This window comes from Wenyingzhuangia sp. 2_MG-2023 (assembly GCF_030548295.1).
Classification (GTDB): domain Bacteria; phylum Bacteroidota; class Bacteroidia; order Flavobacteriales; family Flavobacteriaceae; genus Wenyingzhuangia.
This window is the reverse complement of the sequence record NZ_JAUOSB010000019.1, coordinates 16,075-34,798: the sequence shown is the minus strand read 5'-3', so window position 1 is coordinate 34,798 and position 18,724 is coordinate 16,075. Positions and strand designations below refer to the sequence as shown.

Below are 18,724 nucleotides of genomic sequence, written 5' to 3'. Positions count from 1 at the left end.
GTTAGTTTGTAGTTATTTGTTGACAAGTAAATTTCCATCAACTATTTATACGATATATTTTTTATCAAAATTTGGTTTGCGTTTTTCTAAAAATGCATTCCTTCCTTCTTTGGCTTCCTCTGTCATATAAGCCAAACGAGTAGCTTCACCCGCAAAAACTTGTTGCCCCACCATTCCATCATCTGTTAAATTCATAGCAAATTTTAACATTTTAATAGACAATGGCGATTTTCCTAACACCTCTTGTGCCCATTCATAAGCGGTATCTTCTAATTCATCATGAGGAACTACTGCATTTACCATACCCATTTCAAAAGCCTCTTGTGCAGAATAGTTTCTACCTAAAAAGAAAATTTCTCTGGCTTTTTTCTGCCCAACCATTTTTGCCAAATAAGCAGACCCATATCCTCCATCAAAACTGGTAACATCAGCATCTGTTTGTTTAAAAATTGCATGCTCTTTACTTGCTAAAGTCATATCACACACCACATGCAAACTATGTCCGCCACCAACAGCCCATCCTGGAACCACAGCAATCACTACTTTAGGCATAAAACGAATCAAACGTTGTACTTCTAAAATATTCAAACGATGCATTCCATCCTCTCCAACATATCCTTGGTGACCTCTTGCCTTTTGGTCTCCACCTGAACAGAAAGAATACACTCCGTCTTTGGTAGAAGGCCCTTCTCCTGACAACAAAACCACACCTATAGAAGTGTCTTCTTGTGCATCGTAAAAAGCATCGTACAATTCAGAAGTGGTTTTAGGACGAAATGCATTTCTTACATCTGGTCTGTTAAACGCAATTCTAGCAACTCCATTACATTTTTTATAAGTAATATCTTCATACTCTTTAACTACTTCCCACTTAATTTCTGACATAGTAAATTTATTTCGTAGATTTTATTTTCTAAACAAGGCGTAAAGTTATCATTTTAATTGTAAATGTCTACACCTTATACCACAACGTAATTGAAACAGAAACAATCTTTTTATTCAAATAACATCCTTTGAATCAACTTTAGAAAAACACCAAACCACAGAACCTCCAACCTATTAAAAATCAAATAAATAGCATTTTTCACCAAAACATTTGCACCAAGTATAATAAAGTCGGAAATTTGCACCACTTATGAAGAAAAAAGTAGAAATTTTAGCCCCTGCCAAAAACCTTTTTCAAGGAATGGCAGCCATTAACGCTGGTGCAGATGCAGTATATATTGGAGCACCTTTATTTGGTGCTCGTACCAATGCAACCAACTCTGTAGAGGATATTGCAGAATTGGTAAAATACGCACACTTATTTAAAGCGCAAGTATTTGTGGTAATCAACACCATTTTGTACAATAAAGAGCTTGAAACCTGTCGATTGTTGATTCACGATTTGTACAACATTGGCGTAGATGCTTTGATTGTACAAGACATGGCTATTTTAGAAATGGACATTCCTCCTATTGTTATTCACGCAAGTACACAAGCCAACAACAGAGACCCTAAACAGGTAAAATTTTTAGCCGATGCAGGTATGAAACGTGTGGTTTTGGCTAGAGAATTAAATCTTGACCAAATCAAAGAAATTCACGAAGCAACAGATGTTGAATTGGAATTTTTTGTTTCAGGGGCATTGTGTGTCTCTTTTAGCGGAAACTGTTACATGAGTGTAGCTGGTGGTGAACGTAGTGCTAATAGGGGTTCTTGTGCACAAAACTGTAGACTACCTTATCAATTAACAGATGGAAATGGAGATGTTTTGATAGAAAACAGTCACTTACTTTCCATCAAAGATTTAGATTTGAGTGACCAACTACCTAATATGATTGAGGCTGGAATTATGTCTTTTAAAATAGAAGGTAGATTGAAAGATATTGTATACGTTAAAAACAATGTTTCTTATTTAAGAAATAGATTGGATCACTTTTTAAAAGACAATCCAACATATCAAAAAGCATCGTCTGGTAGAATATTCTACACATTTGATGCAGAAATGGACAGGAGTTTTAACCGTGGCTACACCGACTATTTTGTAAATCATCGTAAAGCTAAAATTGGTTCATGGGAAAGTCCAAAATCCAAAGGACAAAAAATTGGTAAACTTTTAGAAGTAACCGAAAAAGGATATGTGATAGAAAATTCTGAACTGTTAAACAACGGTGATGGATTGTATTTTATCAACGAATACGGAGAAGCTGATGGAATTCAAATCAATACCATAGAGGATGGAATTGTAATACCAAATGCTTTTAAAATGATTACAATTGGCACGGATATTTCTAGAAATTCGGATGCTAATTTCAATCGATTGGTAGAAAAAGACAACAGTGCCATTCGTAAAATTGGTGTAGAATTAAAATTTGAAGAAACTCCAAACGGATTTAAATTGACTGCTACGGATGAAGACAATCATGTTAGCATTCAAGAAATCAATACTGAAAAAGAGCTTGCCAAAAAAGAAGGATTTTTAAAAGATAACTTAGAAAAGAATCTACCAAAAACAGGAAACACTCCTTTTATTGTTGACCATATTGAAATTTTGTTAGACAACAATTGGTTCTTGCCTATTTCCAAAATTAACGAGGCAAGACGTACTGTGTTAGATCTATTGATTGAAACTAGAATTAACAATTACCATAGAGAAGAACATCAAATGGTAAAAACCAGTCATCCTTTTCCTACAGAAACCTTAGATTTCACCTACAATGTTTCTAACAAATTGGCGAAAGAGTTCTACAAAAGGCACGGTGTTAAAGAAATAGAAAAAGCTTTTGAACTACAATGGGATCCTGGAAAAGCTAGAGTAATGACCACCAAGTATTGTGTAAAATACGAATTGGGAAAATGTGCTAGATTTCAGCGTGAAACCATGGGAGAAAAATTAAAAGAACCACTAACGTTAACACACGGAGAAAACCAATACAAACTAAAATTCAACTGCAAACCCTGTGAAATGGAAATATGGGAGAAAGATGCAGAACTAGAATTTGAAGAAGATAATTACTAACTTAATTTGCATAAAAAAATCAGCCAATTGGCTGATTTTTTTATGCAACAAAATTTCTGTTTTTCGAAAAAAAACAATATATTAACCTTCATTTAAGATTCCTATTCTTTTTTTTTGTAAATTTAGTGAGCTATGATAAACGACTTAAAACCTTATTTTTAACAAAACGATAGTTTTATTTCCTTTGATAGTAAATTGTAAATACCCCTATAAAACAACCGCAAATAGAAACGAGGTTGTTTATTTAACAAGTTACTGAAAATTGAAAAATGCTTTTAAAAATACAACTATACATACTATCACTATGGCTTTTATTTCTTTTGTTATTTGTTAACAAAGTAAATATTCCTATGTGTTTTTTTTCTAATTGTGAAGAAATTACACTTAAAGAAGTAGCATTAAACAATTTAATTCCAATTACCTGTTTGATTTTTATTGGCTCTGGATTTATTTTCTACTACAAATTCAAATACATTATTACTGGCTCAAAATCACATCCAGAACAGATTACACACTTAGAAGATCACAACTGGGAGCATTTGACCTTTTTGGTAACTTACATTGTACCACTTTTAAGTTTTGATTTGGATTTTGATTTGTCTAAAGACCGTAATGGCTTGATGTTTATTCTCATCATTTTAATTATTGGAATCATATATGTAAAAACCAATATTTTTTACAACAATCCAACCTTAGCTTTGTTAGGTTATCACATCTATAAAGTAAATACATCTAAAAAAAGTCATGTGATTTTAATTTCTAAAGACTCCCTTAAGCTAGAAGATATGATAGAATCTAAACACATTAGTGACAATATCTATTTTGCTATCAAATCTGAGATTCAAGTAAGAACATCCCCATCTCCCAACAATCTTGAAAAACTTGCTTAAAAATTATTGAACATGCTCCAATAGACGAATTCCATTTTCTTCGATTGCAATTACTCTGTTTTTATACAAACCTCCTATTGCATTCTTAAATGCTTTTTTACTCATTCCTAATTCAAACTTAATTGTATCCGGTTCTGATTTGTCTGTAATCGGTAAAAAACCATTGTGAGCTCTTAGTGCATTTAAAATTTGCACCTGAAACTTTGTAATGCTATTTCTAAAACCAATTGGTTGTAAAGACACATCTAGCTTTCCGTCCTCTCTCACTTTTTTCACATAACCCTTTATACGTTGTCCTTCTTCAACACGTTGATACACCTCGTTTGCATACAACAATCCTTCACACACCTCATTTACCAAAACTGTAATTCCTAATTTGGTAAAACTTCCTACAACTACCTCTACCTCTTGACCAACTTCAAACTCTTCCATAATTTATGCTTTAAACGATTCAAAATATGTTTTTAACACCTGATCATTAGAATCACTCGGTGTAAAAACCTCTACTATTTTTGGTTGATTACTCTCTTTAAAAAAAGTTTGCAACACTTTTTCTGTACTTTCTATATCAGTGGCAACCTGATATTCAAAACCGTACATTTTTGCCAGATGTTCTGCAGTATGCCCGTGTGGAGTTTCAAAATAATTCAACGCTGCTGTCTGCTTAGGGCCTGGTAAAATTTTAAAAATCCCTCCTCCATTATTATTTACAATTACAATTCTAAAATTTGCAGGAATGTATTTGTTCCACAACGCATTGCTATCATATAAAAAACTAAGATCTCCTGTTATCAAAGTTACTTGTTTTTCCGTTTGCATCGCATATCCAATTGCTGTAGACGTACTTCCATCAATTCCGCTTGTTCCTCTATTACAAAAAACAGAAATAGAAGGGTCTATATCAAACAATTGCGAGTACCGGATAGTAGCACTATTTGCCAATTGTAATACGCTATTTTTAGGAAGCATTTTATTCACCAAATCAAACACTTTAAAATCGGAATAAGGAGCTTGACTTACAAATTTTTGATGTCTTTTTTTTCTCGATTCTTTTACTGCTAAGCCTTTGGACTGAAAATCACTATCCACCTGTTTTGTCAACCAAAAAAATTGACTAAAAAACAAGGTTGCAGAAATTTTAAAATGATGATTCAAGCAAAAATAAGTATCATTTCCCACAGTTGGATGTACTGTCCAATGTTGTTTTGGCTGAAAAGACCTTAAATACTGTTTGATGCGCTTTGACACTACCAAACCACCAATACTCAACAAAATATCTGGTTGAAAAAACACTTTATCCTCTTCCGAAAAACCAGCTAAAAACTGATCTATACTATTGATTGTATGCTCTTCATCAATATTTGATATGGTTTCTGTCAACACCAAAACAGAAGGATCTTTTACCAAATGATTTATTTGTGTTTGTAGCAATTCATCTGGTTGGTGTACTCCTATCAAAACCACTTTTTTTTCTGCTTTGTTCCATTCCAAAGCAAAAGGTACTAATTCTTTCAATTCTAAAGGTTTTTCTACCAAAACTTGAGCCTCAGCAGAAATCTCTTCAGAAAAACTAATCATTTCATCCACCAAATTATACAAAGGCTCATCAAAAGGAACATTGATATGTACTGGACCTTTTAATGAATTTGCTTTTTGCAAAGCTTGGTATATCAATTGTTTGTTATAAGCTCTATCTACTTCATTTTCAATAGCTGTTAAATTGGCTTCAAACAAAATATGATTTTTATACACTCCCTGCTGCCTAATGGTTTGTCCATCTCCTATATCTATACTTTCCAGAGGTCTGTCCGCAGAAATCACCACCAAAGGGATATTGCTATAAAAAGCCTCTGTAACAGCAGGATAATAATTCAACAAAGCCGACCCAGATGTACACACCAATGCCGTTGCTTTTTGCTTTTGTTGTGCCATTCCTAAGGCTACAAATGCTGCACATCGCTCATCTACAATACTAAAAGTATGTATAGACGAAACTTGGGTAAAACCTATGGTTAAGGGAGCGTTACGAGAACCTGGTGATAACACCACCTCGTTTATATGATTGGCCACACATGATGCAATCACCGTTTGTGCCAATTCATTTTCAGGATATTTCATTCAGTATTTTCTCTCAATCTGTATGCAAAATTACAAATAAAAAGATAGTATCTTTACGTATAAAATGTTTCTTTTCTATGGATGAATTAATAGACATCGTAAATTTAGAAGGGCAACCCACAGGGAATGCTTGTCTTAAAAGTTTTGCTCATCAAAATGGAATTTTACACGCTAGTGTACACATCTGGCTTTATACCAAAGACCAAAAGATTCTTGTTCAGAAAAGAAAAAACACCAAAGAAACCTTTCCTGGTTTGTGGGACATTTCTGTTGCAGGTCATATTGGTACAGGGGAAACTACATTGCAAGCTGCCGTAAGAGAAATTGCGGAAGAGATTGGATGCATTATGCCTACTAACCATCTTAATTACCTACGTATTTGGGAAGACAAACACTACCACTCTAACGGAATTACAGATCATGAGATTCACCATATTTATGTTGGTGAATTGACTTTGTCTTTAGAGCAACTAACACCTCAACAAGAAGAAGTAGCAGCTATCAAATTTATTGACATCAATGAATTAAGCTCTGATTGCAACAACCCACAACTTTTTGTTCCTCACCCAAGAGAATACTATCAATACATTATCAACACATTAAAAGAAAGGTTTTAAATTATGAAAAACAGTATTGCAGAAAGAATATGTGATTTTCTTAAAATGTATCCTCCTTTTGACAATTTACCTCATGCAGATTTGTACCAATTGGCTGTTGAAACTAAGGTGATTTATGTGGACAAAGACGAACCACTTTACAGCCAAGGTAGACCACCTAAAGAGCATTTTTACATTGTAAACCAAGGTGCTATTAGAATTTATCGTCAGGAAGGAGATAAAACCATGGAAGTAGAAATGTGTGATGAAGGGGATGTTTTAGGACTGAGACCCCTTATTGTAAATGAAAACTACACATTGAATGCAAAAGCTTACGAAGAATCTATTGTGTACGCTATTCCTATTCAGATTTTTATCAAACAATTTGAAAATAATGCAGAAATTAGCAAGTACCTAATCACTAGATTTGCCAGCAACTCTTCTTCTAGATTTACACAAGAAGACAACAATACCATTTTTGCTGATTACAAAAGAACAGGGCAAACAGATTATTTTAGTTCTAAAATAGAGAACTTAATGACAACCGCTGTAAGTTGCAACCACCAAGCTACTATAAAAGAGGCAGCTCTAATTATGAGTGAAAATAAAATCAGTTCTATTTTTATTCTAAAAAAAGACAAACCTGCTGGTGTTCTTACCAACAAAGATTTGCTACACACCGTTGCTACAGGTAAATTCAGCATAGATCAGAATGTGAAAAAAATTATGGATGCTCCTGTAATTTGTGCTTCTACAGATGTTTCTATTGCAGAAGCTCAAATTATTATGCTAAAAAACAAAGTAGAAAATGTTTGTGTAACTGTAGACGGTACTCCTAATACCAAACTATTAGGAATGCTTACTCAGCAAGATATTGTTGCATCTCTAAGTAACAATCCCGCTGTTTTAATGAAACAAATCAGTAGAGCTAGAGGAATTTCTAGATTAAGGGATTTGCGTCAGCAACTAAACGATTTGTTAAAACGATACATTGATCAGCACTTTTCTTTCACACACACATCTACAGTTGTAGCAGAACTGAACGAAGCCATCAATCAAAAAGCAATAGAACTTTCTTTAAAAGAATTTGACAAAATACCTCCTGTAAAATTTGCGTTTTTTTCTATGGGAAGTCAAGCTAGAAAAGAACAATTGGTTCCTACAGATCAAGACAATGGAATTATTTTTGAAAACGTTCCAGCAGCAAAATTAGAAGAAACTAGAGCTTTTTTTATAGAATTGGGAAGTATCATCACCAAAAATCTTCATTCCATTGGTTATGAATATTGCCCAGCAGAAATGATGGCTAGCAATGCAAAATGGTGTTTGGCCAAAGATGAATGGAAAGTTTTATTTGAAGATTGGATATACAATCCCAACGAAAAATCCATTTTATTGTCATCTGTTTTTTTCGATTTCAATTTTGTTTACGGGAACAAAGAATTGACCGATGAAATGTCTACCATGGTTTATGAAAACACACAAAACAATACTCGTTTTTTTATGTTTTTAGCCAAAGATGCCTTAAAAAACCCGAGTCCTATTGGTTTTTTCAGACAGTTTTTGGTAGATCAAGATGGAGCACATAAAGATCATTTCAACATCAAACAAAGAGCTTTAATGCCATTGATTGAAGCTGCTAGAGTTTTAACACTCCACCATAATTTAACAGGTATAAACAACACCGCTGACAGGTATTATACCTTACGAGAACTAGAACCTCAAAATGCCGAAGTTTACGAAGCTTGCGCTTATGCATTTAAAGCTTTGCTAAAGTTTAAAACCAAAAATGGATTGGTTACCTTAGGTGAAGATGATGGTAAATTCATCAAACTAGAAACTTTATCCAAATCTGACAAAGTTAAATTAAGAAGGTGTTTCAAACCTATTAAAAGTATACAAGAACTAATTACCATTCGCTTTCAAGCAAACATATAGATTTAAGCCCATGTGGAATTTCATCACTAAAAACGTAGAATATTATTTAAAAAGAAGGAATTTGCCTCCTTTTTGGGCTATCTATAAAGAAACATTAAAAGGGATTTACAACAAAAGCATTGAAGAAACTAAGTTTGTAATTTTTGACTGTGAAACCTCTGGATTGAATCCGAAAGAGGATAGAATACTATCTATGGGAGCAGTTACCATACATGACAACGAAATTAACGTAAAAGACATTTTTGAAAGATATTTGATACAAGATGTTTTTAACAGAGAAAGCGTTCCTATTCACGGTTTGTTAAAAAAAGGAAAATACATTCAGACAACTGAGGAAGAAGCCATTAAAGATTTTTTAACGTATATAGAGGGAGCTGTACTAGTAGGACATCATATAAGTTTTGACGTTGCTTGTGTTAATTACGCACTAAAAAGAATGGGATTGCCTAAACTAAAAAACAGAACTTTAGATACTGGAATCTTATACAAGAAGACCAAACACCAACTTTACGCAGACTTAAACAACAAAATATATAGTCTTGATGAAATTTGTGATGAATTAAAAGTTCAAAAAAAAGACAGACATACTGCCTCTGGTGATGCTTATATTACCGCTATTGTGTTTTTTAGAATCATAAAAAGATTGAATAGAAACAAAGATTTAAAGCTTAAAAATCTTTTTTACGTGCCAAAAATGGTCTACTAAATAGTTTTTCAGAATTGAACTATTAGAAAAATCGATTGTTATTGTTATTTAAATAAACAATAACTATGTAGATTTGTTTTCAGAAACATGTAACACAATTCACAATGAAAAAATTGACTTCACAAAACGGTGCACCTATAGCAGATGATCACAATAGTATTTCAGCAGGAAACAGAGGTTCTTTAACTTTTGACAACTGGCAATTGATGGAAAAATTAGCTCACTTTAACAGAGAGAGAATTCCAGAAAGAGTTGTCCATGCAAGAGGATATGGAGCCTACGGTACGTTTAAACTAAACAAAGACTTAAGCAATTATACCATTGCTAATTTCTTACAAAATGTAGGTAAAGAAACAAAAGTATTTGCTCGATTTTCAACCGTAGCCGGAGGTCAAGACTCTAATGATTACGCAAGAGATGTAAGAGGTTTTTCTCTAAAGTTTTATACTGACGAAGGAAATTGGGACATGGTAGGTAACAATACTCCTGTTTTCTTTTTAAGAGAACCTTCTAAATTTCCTGATTTTATACATTCACAAAAAAAAGATCCCAAAACCAATCTTCCCAATCCATCCAATCATTTTGAATTCTGGGCAAGCAATCCACAATCGTTACACCAAGTAACCATCTTGATGTCTGAAAGAGGAATTCCATTCTCATTAAGACACATGAACGGATACGCTTCTCATACTTTGAGTTTTTGGAATCAAAACGGAGAACGTTTTTGGGTAAAATGGCATTTTAAAACCAATCAAGGTATTAAAACACTTAACAATGAAGAGGCTGCACAACAACCTGCACATGGAATGCAAGAAGATTTGGTTTCATCAATAGAAAAAGGAGAGTTTCCAAGTTGGACTGTAAAAGTGCAAATTATGCCAGAAAAAGAGGCAGAAACCTACAAAATCAATCCTTTTGATTTGACAAAAGTTTGGCCTCATGCTGATTATCCATTGGTCGAAATTGGTCAACTAGAACTAAATAAAAACGTTACAAATTACTTTGCAGAAACAGAACAGGCTACATTTAGCCCAGGTAATTTAGTTCCTGGTTTGGGTGCTTCTCCAGACAAAATGTTACAAGCTAGATTGTTTGCTTATGGTGATGCGCACAGATATAGAGTTGGAGCAAATCACAACCAAATTCCTGTAAACAGTCCTAAATGTCCAGTCCATAATTATCAACAAGATGGAGCTATGGCTACAGGTGGATGCCCATATGGTCACGGAAAAGAAGAAGCTGTTAATTTTTATCCAAACGATAGAAACAACGCTCCACAACAAAATGTTAACATTGAGGAGCCACCACTAAAAATAAATGCAGACATCATTGCAAGATTTGACAGTAGAGATGAGGACAACTACTCACAAGCTGGAGATTTGTTTAGAATCATGACTACTGAACAGAAAGAAGTTTTGACCAACAACATTGTTGGAGGGTTGCAACATGCCAACCTAGATATTCAAAACAGAATGATTCTCCAATTTGAAAAAGCAGATCCAGAATACGGAAAATTAGTCGCTAAGAAACTACACAAACTATAAATCTAAAAAAATCCCAATTTAATAAGTTGGGATTTTTTTAATGAAATTACTCACTTGTTAAATTTTTATATTATTCCCACAAGACAAGCATCTTACCCGCTTTAAAGAGTTTTTATGTTGTTATAATCTATTACCTTTGTCGTGAACAACAAAAAACAACTAATAAATTTCCACAATGGCTAGAATTACAGCAATAAAACACTCTGAGTTTGTATTGATTGGTGGAGGAATTATGAGTGCCACTTTGGCAATATTACTTTACGAAAAGTTCCCTGGTAAAAAAATTACAATTATTGAAAAACTTCCAAAGGTTGCCGAAGAAAGTTCAGAGGCATGGAACAATGCAGGTACAGGACACTCAGGAAATTGTGAACTAAATTATACTCCTGAAAAGAATGGTATTGTGAATCCTGAAAAAGCTTTAAAAACAGCGGAGCAATTCCACGAAACACTTGATTTTTGGAAAAATTGTGCTGAAAAAGGCTACATTCATAATTTATCTAAATGTATATCTTCTGTTCCTCACATCAGTTTTGTTGAAGGAAAAAGAGATGTTGATTTTTTAGAAAGAAGATGGAACGTTTTAAAAGAAACCGAATATTTTAAGGACATGCTTTTCTCTACAGATAGAGAAAAGATTGCAGAATGGGTTCCTTTGATGGTAAAAGGTCGTAACAAAAGGTCTAAGATTGCTGCTACTTATATAAAAGACGGATACGATGTGAATTTTGGAGAAATAGCTGAGCAGATTTTTCGCTATTTAGAAAAACAACCCAATATTCAATTGATTAAAAATAGCAATGTTATCAATCTTCAAAAAACAGACAACAAACGTTGGTTATTAACTGTAAAAGGTCAAAATGTAGGTAAGCACTGGAAAATGGTTTCCAATTACTTGTTTATTGGTGCTGGTGGTGGAGCGTTGTCTCTTTTAGAAAAATCTAACATAAGAGAAGCCAGAGGATATGGAGGTTTTCCTATTAGTGGTTTGTGGTTGCGTTGTACCAATCCAGAAATTATTGAACAACACCAAGCAAAAGTTTACGGTAAAGCTAAAAAAGGTGCACCACCAATGTCTGTTCCACACATGGATACAAGAGTGATTAATGGTAGAAAAGAGTTACTTTTTGGACCATATGCAGGTTTTACAACCAAGTTTTTAAAACACGGATCTTATTTTGATTTGCCAAAATCAGTAGAGTTTGACAACATTATGAGTTTGCTAGGTGCAGGTTATCACAACCTACCTTTGGTTGGATATTTGGTAAAACAAGTAAGCTTAAAATTTGAAGATCGAATGGAAATGCTTCGTGAATTTTATCCTGAAGCAAAAGACGAAGACTGGAAAGTTGTAGTTGCAGGGCAACGTGTTCAGATTATCAAAAAGAGCGCTAAAGGATTTGGAAAACTAGAATTTGGTACAGAGGTTATTGTATCAAAAGACAAAACTATTGCAGCTTTGTTAGGAGCTTCTCCTGGAGCTTCTACTTCTTATTCCGTAATGAAAACAGTTGTTGAAAAATGTTTTAATTAATTATAGAAAATACATATAAATAAAAAAACCAACTCAATGAGTTGGTTTTTTTATTTTCAATTTAAGCTATTGTGAACTTTCCAAAATGAATCTTGAATTCCTTTTGTAAGGCTTGTAATTGTTCTAATTCTTTAGACAAAACGATGGCTAAAGACAATCCTTTGTTCCCCCCTCTGGCAGTTCTACCACTACGGTGTACAAAGTACTCTGTGTTTTCTGGCAACTGATAATGAATTACAAAATTCACATTAGGCACATCAATTCCTCTTGCAGCAACATCGGTACAAACCAATAATTGACTAGCTCCGTTTTTAAACGAACGTAATGATTTTTCGCGATCTCTTTGTCCCATATCACCTTCTAGAGCAACTACAGAAAAACCTTCTTCAGACAATTCTTCTTTTAACTTCTGAGCTCCTAATTTGGTTTTACAAAAAACTATTCCTTTTTCCATTCCTCTACTCTCAACAAAACTAACTAGAACATCTAATTTCTGTCCTAAAGTAGTGGTAATAAACTTGTGAGAAATGTTTTCATTAACTAATTGATCTGCTTCAACTTCCACACGAACTGGATCTTTCATATAGGTTTTCACCAAACTATTCAATGCATTTGGAAAGGTAGCAGAAAACAACCACGTGTTTTTAGAAGCTGTAGAATATTTTAAAATTCTATTCAAATCTGGCAAAAACCCCATACTCAACATTTCATCAGCCTCATCTAAAACCAAGGTTTTTATGTTGCTAATATCAATAGCAGCTCTATCTAACAAATCACACAAACGACCTGGAGTTGCCACCACAACATGTGTAGTTCTTTCTAAATTCCCAATCTGAATGTCAATTTTTTCTCCACCATATACAGCTTCACAAAAGATTTTATCTGGAGTATATTTGGTCAATTTAAACAACTGCTTTTTAATTTGCTGAGCCAACTCCCTTGTTGGAGCCAAAACCAAAGCTTGAATTTCATTTTTCTTCGGGTTGATTTTTTGCAGCAACGGCAATCCAAACGCAATGGTTTTCCCTGTTCCTGTTTGTGCCTTACCTATATAATCTATTTGTCCTTCTAACAATTTTGGAATAGAGCGATACTGAATTTCCGTAGGTGTTTTTACTCCCATTTCTTTCATCGATTGTATAAAATCGTCAGAAACTCCTAATTCTTTAAAATTTTTCAAAATTTTACTATTTAATTTCACCACAAAGGTACTACTTATAAACATAAAAAGTCCGAGAGATTTTCTCGGACTTTTTATGTTGTGTTTTCTAATGATGATTGAGCTTTGTTTTAATGGTTCTGATAGATAATCCATCTCGTCTGCGCTCGATGACCGTATGTATACCAACAAACTCAATATATAAGTTACTACAATCCAGCAATTTCTTTAATTTCTTCAATTGCTCTTAATGCCAAAGCATCCGCAGTTTCTTGAGAACCACTCTCTGTATAAATTCTAATAATTGGTTCTGTATTAGATTTACGCAAATGCAACCATTCGTCTGCAAAATCTACTTTTACACCATCAATTGTATTTACCTTTTCTTCTTTATATTTTTCTGCCATAGCCGCTAAAATTCCATCCACATCCAAAGTTGGTGTCAACTGAATTTTATTTTTACTCATGTAATACGCAGGATAAGAATCGCGCAATTCTTTACAAGATTTACCACTCTTAGCTAAATGAGATAAAAACAAAGCTACTCCCACCAATGAATCACGTCCGTAATGAGATTCTGGATATATAATCCCTCCATTTCCTTCACCTCCAATTACCGTATTGGTTTCTTTCATGGCAGTTACTACATTTACCTCTCCAACGGCACTAGCTGTATAAATTCCTCCATGTTTTTCTGTAACATCTCTCAATGCTCTAGACGATGATAAATTAGAAACTGTATTTCCTCCTCCTAACTGTCCCAACACATAATCTGCACAAGCAACCAAGGTATATTCTTCACCAAACATAGAACCATCTTCGCTAATTAAAGCCAATCTATCTACATCTGGGTCTACCACAATTCCAAAATCTGCTTTTTCTTTTACCACCAAAGCAGCAATATCTCCCAAATGTTCTTTTAACGGTTCTGGATTGTGAGGGAATTGCCCGTTAGGCTCACAGTACAACTTTACACATGTTACTCCCATTTTCTCTAACAAAGCTGGAATGAAAATTCCACCTGTAGAATTTACCGCATCCAACACCACTTTGAAACCAGCATTTTTAACAGCTTCTGTATCTACCAATTCCAAATTCAAAACTTCTTGAATGTGTTTTTCTACATAAGAATTGTCTTCTTTATAAGTTCCCAAATCATCTACCTCAGCAAACAAGAAGGCATCTTTTTCTGCAAACTCTAAAATTTCTTTTCCGTCTTCACCATTTAAGAACTCCCCTCTTTCATTCAACAACTTCAACGCATTCCATTGTTTTGGATTGTGCGATGCTGTTAAAATAATTCCTCCATGTGCTTTTTCCAAAGGAACTGCTACTTCTACAGTTGGTGTTGTAGACAATCCTAAATCAATCACATTGATTCCCAATCCTATCAATGTATTGGTTACCAAACTACTGATCATAGCACCAGATATACGGGCATCTCTACCCACAACAACATTTAGTTCTGTTACTCCAGAATTTCGTTCTTTAAGCCAAGTACCATAAGCAGCTGCAAATTTTACTGCATCTAAGGGCGTTAAATTTTCTCCAACCTCACCTCCAATAGTACCTCTGATTCCTGAAATTGATTTGATTAATGACATAGCTTATTGTTTTGTAGTTTTATCCTTGATTTTTTTCTTTCAAATAAAAGTAAATGGCTATTGCTGCAAAAATAATATTTGGCAACCAAGCCATAAAAATAGCATTTGAATTGGGAGCAGAACCTAATACTTTTGCAACTTTCATAAAAAACACATAAATAAACATCAGTGCAATTCCCACAGCTAGATTTACTCCAACTCCTCCTCTTTTTTTACGAGCAGCCAAAGAAACAGCTATCAATGTTAAAATGTATGATGAAATAGGCAGACTGGTTCTCTGGTACAATTCAACATAATATGTGTTTAAATTTTTCACTCCTCTTTTTTCTGCTTTTTTAATAAATTCATAGAGTTTGTCCGAAGTCATTTCCATTGATTTGTGTCCAGAAGTAATCAAATCATCAGGAGTAAAATCCAATGCCATTTTCTTCTCTTTTCCGTTGGTTATAGAATCTCTATCGTTTAACACAAATCGTTCTTTGTATTTACCTAATATAAATACTTTGTTGATTTCATCCCACTTTACATTGTCTGCAACCAATCTGTATCTCAATTTAGTTTCATGAAATTCAGCATACGAAAAGTTATATCCTTTATTATTTTGCAGACTAAAACTTTTGATGTAGATTTTAGCACTATCGTTCAACTGTAAGTTAAAGTTCCTTACATAATTGACATCATCTGACTGTCTTTTTAAATATTTCTGTTCAAAATTATATTTGGTATTGTTTCCTTTAGGCACCACAAAATGATTCATAAACAGTGCTATAACTGCTAAAATTGTAGCCCCTATAAAAAAAGGTCTTAAAAACCTAGTAAACGAAATATTGGCACTACTAATTGCTATAATTTCTGTATTGCTTGCTAATTTAGACGTAAACATGATACAGGCTATAAAAGTAGCTAAGGGTAAAAAAGTATTTCCGTAATAAATAACAAAATTAACGTAGTAATCTTTTACAATTTCTAGCACACCTAAATCATCGTGTCTTAAAAACTTGTCTACCTTTTCTGACACATCTATTACCACCGCAATGGGTATTAATATAAACAGTGTAAAAAACACCGATTTTAAATAACGTAGTAATATGTATCTGTCTAAAATTTTCAAAACCTACAATCTATTATCCATTTGTTTCACCATTTTGTCTTTCCATTCTCTAAAGTCTCCGGCGATAATGTGTTTTCTAGCCTCTCTGACCAACCACAAATAAAACCCTAGATTGTGTATGGTAGCAATTTGCTTGCCTAAAAATTCATTAGAGATAAATAAATGACGTAAATATGCTTTGGAATATTCTGTATCCACCCAAGTAATTCCCGCAGGATCTACTGGAGAAAAATCAGCTTCCCATTTTTTATTCTTGATATTGATGTGCCCTTCGGAAGTAAACAACATTCCGTTACGTGCATTACGAGTTGGCATCACACAGTCAAACATATCCACCCCCAAAGCAATGTTTTCTAGAATATTAATAGGTGTTCCTACTCCCATTAAATACCTAGGTTTGTCTTCTGGTAAAATACTACACACCACATCTGTCATTGCATACATTTCCTCAGCGGGTTCTCCTACTGATAGCCCTCCAATAGCGTTTCCTTCTGCACCTGCATTGGCAATGTATTCTGCTGATTGTTTTCTTAAATCCGTATACGTACTACCTTGTACAATAGGAAAGAACGTTTGAGCATAATCGTAACGATAAGGTGTTTTTTCTAGGTGATTGATACATCTATTCAACCATCTATGTGTCATGTGCATAGATCGTTTTGCGTAATTGTAATCACAAGGATATGGAGTACATTCATCAAAAGCCATGATAATGTCTGCTCCAATTTTTCGTTGAATTTCCATCACGTTTTCTGGTGAAAAGAAATGATAAGAACCGTCTATATGACTCTTAAATTTAACTCCTTCTTCCTTAATTTTTCTACGTCCAGATAAAGAATATACTTGATACCCTCCTGAATCTGTTAAAATAGGACGATCCCAATTCATGAATTTATGCAAGCCTCCAGCAGCTTCCAACACATCTGTTTTAGGACGTAAATACAAATGATAGGTATTTCCTAATATAATATCTGGATTTATATCCTCTTTTAATTCTCTTTGATGTACTCCTTTTACAGTTCCCATCGTACCTACAGGCATAAATATTGGAGTTTCTATCACTCCATGATCTGTAGTTATCTCTCCAGCTCTCGCTTTACTTTGCGGATCTAATGCTTCAATCTTAAATTTCATAGCGACAAAAATAACACTTTGGAATGAACAACGGTTTAATCTAAAAGAAAAAAGCCTTTTATCTTTACATTAAGACAAAAGGCTTATAGCTATAATTATGACTTATTGCTAAGTTCTTACTCCAACTTCCATGTTCTTACCCATTCGAATTTAGTATAACGATCTTCTACAGGTCGATTGAAACCCATTTCGTCTGCTGTGGTTTCTTCTATCCAATCATAAAAGTTACTAGACATAATTAATCGCAAAGGAGCTGTAAATTGTACCGCTGGGGTTACAGATTTCACAAAGTCTCCATCTATAAAGAAATCAACTCTCATACCATCAGCATACCAATAAGCTCCATAAACATGAAACTCCTCTGAGTTTTTTTTATCAAAATTTATTTTTCCTCCAACCGTTTGTTGCTCTCCCGTATAGCACTCCCATGTAGTATGTCTATGCGTATTGAAATGAAAAATACGATCCCAATTAGAACTTACTGCCCAATCATCTTTAGTCCATTCATCTCCCAATTCTCCCGTTAAAACTCCTACACATTCTTGTATATCTAACTCAGAACGTTCTCCATCGTTGGGAGTTTCTTTACAAGGTTTAGGCTCCGACATCAACCAAAAAGCAGCAGACATAGCCGTTTTACTTGCTCTCATTTTTGCCTCCATATAATAACCTGGTTCTGCCAATGTTTTTCCATACACATAAGCACCTCCATATCTTCTACTAGAAGGAGTCTCTGTATCGTCTTGAGGTGAATATTTAGGACTACTAAATTTTTCTCCTTCTAGATTTAAAGCTCCACTACCTACAGTAGCATTTTCTGGTTCAAATAAAGACCTATTAGAACCATACCAACCTCTATCTTGACTACCCCATAAATATTCTGGGTTAGGTGACCATTTGTCTGTATCTAGTAGTACTCCATCAAACTCATCAGACAATTCTTCTACTTTTACCCAGTTTTTATTTTCTGTTTTAGGATCTTGATTTTGGTTAAACGTTGGAGAGATTCCATCATTAGTTTCTTCAGTTTGTGATTCTTCATTGTTTCCATCTTCGGATTGTTCACTTTTTCCTGGTGGTACATATGTTTCGTTAGATGAATCGCTACATCTTCCAAAAGCTAACACACTTACTATTCCAAACAAATACACTACTCTATTCATTGATTGTATTTTTTAATTAGTTCTTAGCTAAATTACTATCAGAGTAGTTTAAGGAAGGTATTGTTTTAATTAATTACTAAAACAAATGTCTAAATAAATACAGTTCTAAATAAAATTTGTACCACAATTAGTGAAACAACAATAGTTACAATTCTATCTAGGTTTTTAGTAGTAAAATATAAAAAAGGTGAAAAATTACTTATACAAAGGATGATCTATAAAATTT

Annotated in this window: 15 protein-coding genes; 7 read left to right on the top strand and 8 right to left on the bottom strand. The window is 33.8% G+C overall.

Going from position 1 to position 18,724, the window contains the following annotated elements:
* Positions 1–45: 45 nt before the first annotated feature.
* On the bottom strand, positions 46–885 hold the full coding sequence (locus tag Q4548_RS14315; protein WP_303456115.1) for a 1,4-dihydroxy-2-naphthoyl-CoA synthase: 840 nt from the start codon (positions 883–885) through the stop codon (positions 46–48).
* 250 nt (positions 886–1,135) lie between these two features.
* Between Q4548_RS14315 and Q4548_RS14310 the strand changes: the two genes are divergently transcribed.
* The gene (locus Q4548_RS14310; RefSeq protein ID WP_303456113.1) at positions 1,136–3,001 is read left to right on the top strand and encodes a U32 family peptidase; all 1,866 of its coding nucleotides are present in this window, start codon (positions 1,136–1,138) and stop codon (positions 2,999–3,001) included.
* 269 nt (positions 3,002–3,270) lie between these two features.
* The gene (gene kwaA / locus Q4548_RS14305; RefSeq protein WP_303456111.1) at positions 3,271–3,891 is read left to right on the top strand and encodes an anti-phage protein KwaA; all 621 of its coding nucleotides are present in this window, start codon (positions 3,271–3,273) and stop codon (positions 3,889–3,891) included.
* 3 nt (positions 3,892–3,894) lie between these two features.
* On the opposite strand, the gene Q4548_RS14300 is transcribed toward kwaA, so the two are convergent.
* Both Q4548_RS14300 and menD read right to left on the bottom strand, forming a co-directional pair.
* Positions 3,895–4,323: a DNA-binding protein gene (locus Q4548_RS14300; RefSeq protein ID WP_303456109.1), complete on the bottom strand. Its 429-nt coding sequence runs from the start codon at positions 4,321–4,323 to the stop codon at positions 3,895–3,897.
* Positions 4,324–4,326: 3 nt separating this feature from the next.
* Positions 4,327–6,009, bottom strand: a complete 1,683-nt coding sequence (menD, locus tag Q4548_RS14295) for a 2-succinyl-5-enolpyruvyl-6-hydroxy-3-cyclohexene-1-carboxylic-acid synthase (protein ID WP_303456108.1) — start codon at positions 6,007–6,009, stop codon at positions 4,327–4,329.
* 77 nt (positions 6,010–6,086) lie between these two features.
* Here menD and Q4548_RS14290 point away from each other — a divergent pair, with 77 nt between their 5' ends.
* The 5 genes from Q4548_RS14290 (at position 6,087) to mqo (ending at position 12,327) form a co-directional block, all read left to right on the top strand.
* A complete protein-coding gene (locus Q4548_RS14290; protein ID WP_303456107.1) occupies positions 6,087–6,626 on the top strand; it encodes an NUDIX domain-containing protein in 540 nt (179 codons plus the stop codon).
* A 3-nt stretch (positions 6,627–6,629) separates the two neighbouring features.
* Complete coding sequence (locus Q4548_RS14285) at positions 6,630–8,543, top strand: DUF294 nucleotidyltransferase-like domain-containing protein (protein WP_303456106.1); 1,914 nt, start codon at positions 6,630–6,632, stop codon at positions 8,541–8,543.
* 10 nt (positions 8,544–8,553) lie between these two features.
* Entirely contained in the window at positions 8,554–9,249 is a 696-nt protein-coding gene (locus Q4548_RS14280) for a PolC-type DNA polymerase III (protein ID WP_303456105.1), read from the top strand.
* 104 nt (positions 9,250–9,353) lie between these two features.
* Complete coding sequence (locus tag Q4548_RS14275; protein ID WP_303456104.1) at positions 9,354–10,793, top strand: catalase; 1,440 nt, start codon at positions 9,354–9,356, stop codon at positions 10,791–10,793.
* A gap of 175 nt (positions 10,794–10,968) precedes the next feature.
* On the top strand, positions 10,969–12,327 hold the full coding sequence (gene mqo / locus Q4548_RS14270) for a malate dehydrogenase (quinone) (RefSeq protein ID WP_303456103.1): 1,359 nt from the start codon (positions 10,969–10,971) through the stop codon (positions 12,325–12,327).
* A 61-nt stretch (positions 12,328–12,388) separates the two neighbouring features.
* Here the strand turns inward: mqo and Q4548_RS14265 are convergent, their stop codons facing one another.
* The 5 genes from Q4548_RS14265 to Q4548_RS14245 form a co-directional block, all read right to left on the bottom strand.
* A complete protein-coding gene (locus Q4548_RS14265) occupies positions 12,389–13,507 on the bottom strand; it encodes a DEAD/DEAH box helicase (RefSeq protein ID WP_303456102.1) in 1,119 nt (372 codons plus the stop codon).
* A 188-nt stretch (positions 13,508–13,695) separates the two neighbouring features.
* Positions 13,696–15,090, bottom strand: coding sequence for a phosphoglucosamine mutase (glmM, locus tag Q4548_RS14260; RefSeq protein ID WP_303456101.1), 1,395 nt, complete (start codon positions 15,088–15,090; stop codon positions 13,696–13,698).
* A 19-nt stretch (positions 15,091–15,109) separates the two neighbouring features.
* Positions 15,110–16,201, bottom strand: coding sequence for an LptF/LptG family permease (locus tag Q4548_RS14255; protein WP_303456100.1), 1,092 nt, complete (start codon positions 16,199–16,201; stop codon positions 15,110–15,112).
* A gap of 3 nt (positions 16,202–16,204) precedes the next feature.
* Positions 16,205–17,335, bottom strand: a complete 1,131-nt coding sequence (gene tgt / locus Q4548_RS14250) for a tRNA guanosine(34) transglycosylase Tgt (protein WP_303456099.1) — start codon at positions 17,333–17,335, stop codon at positions 16,205–16,207.
* Between the two features lie 116 nt (positions 17,336–17,451).
* Positions 17,452–18,498, bottom strand: coding sequence for a family 16 glycosylhydrolase (locus Q4548_RS14245; protein ID WP_303456098.1), 1,047 nt, complete (start codon positions 18,496–18,498; stop codon positions 17,452–17,454).
* Positions 18,499–18,724: the final 226 nt, after the last annotated feature.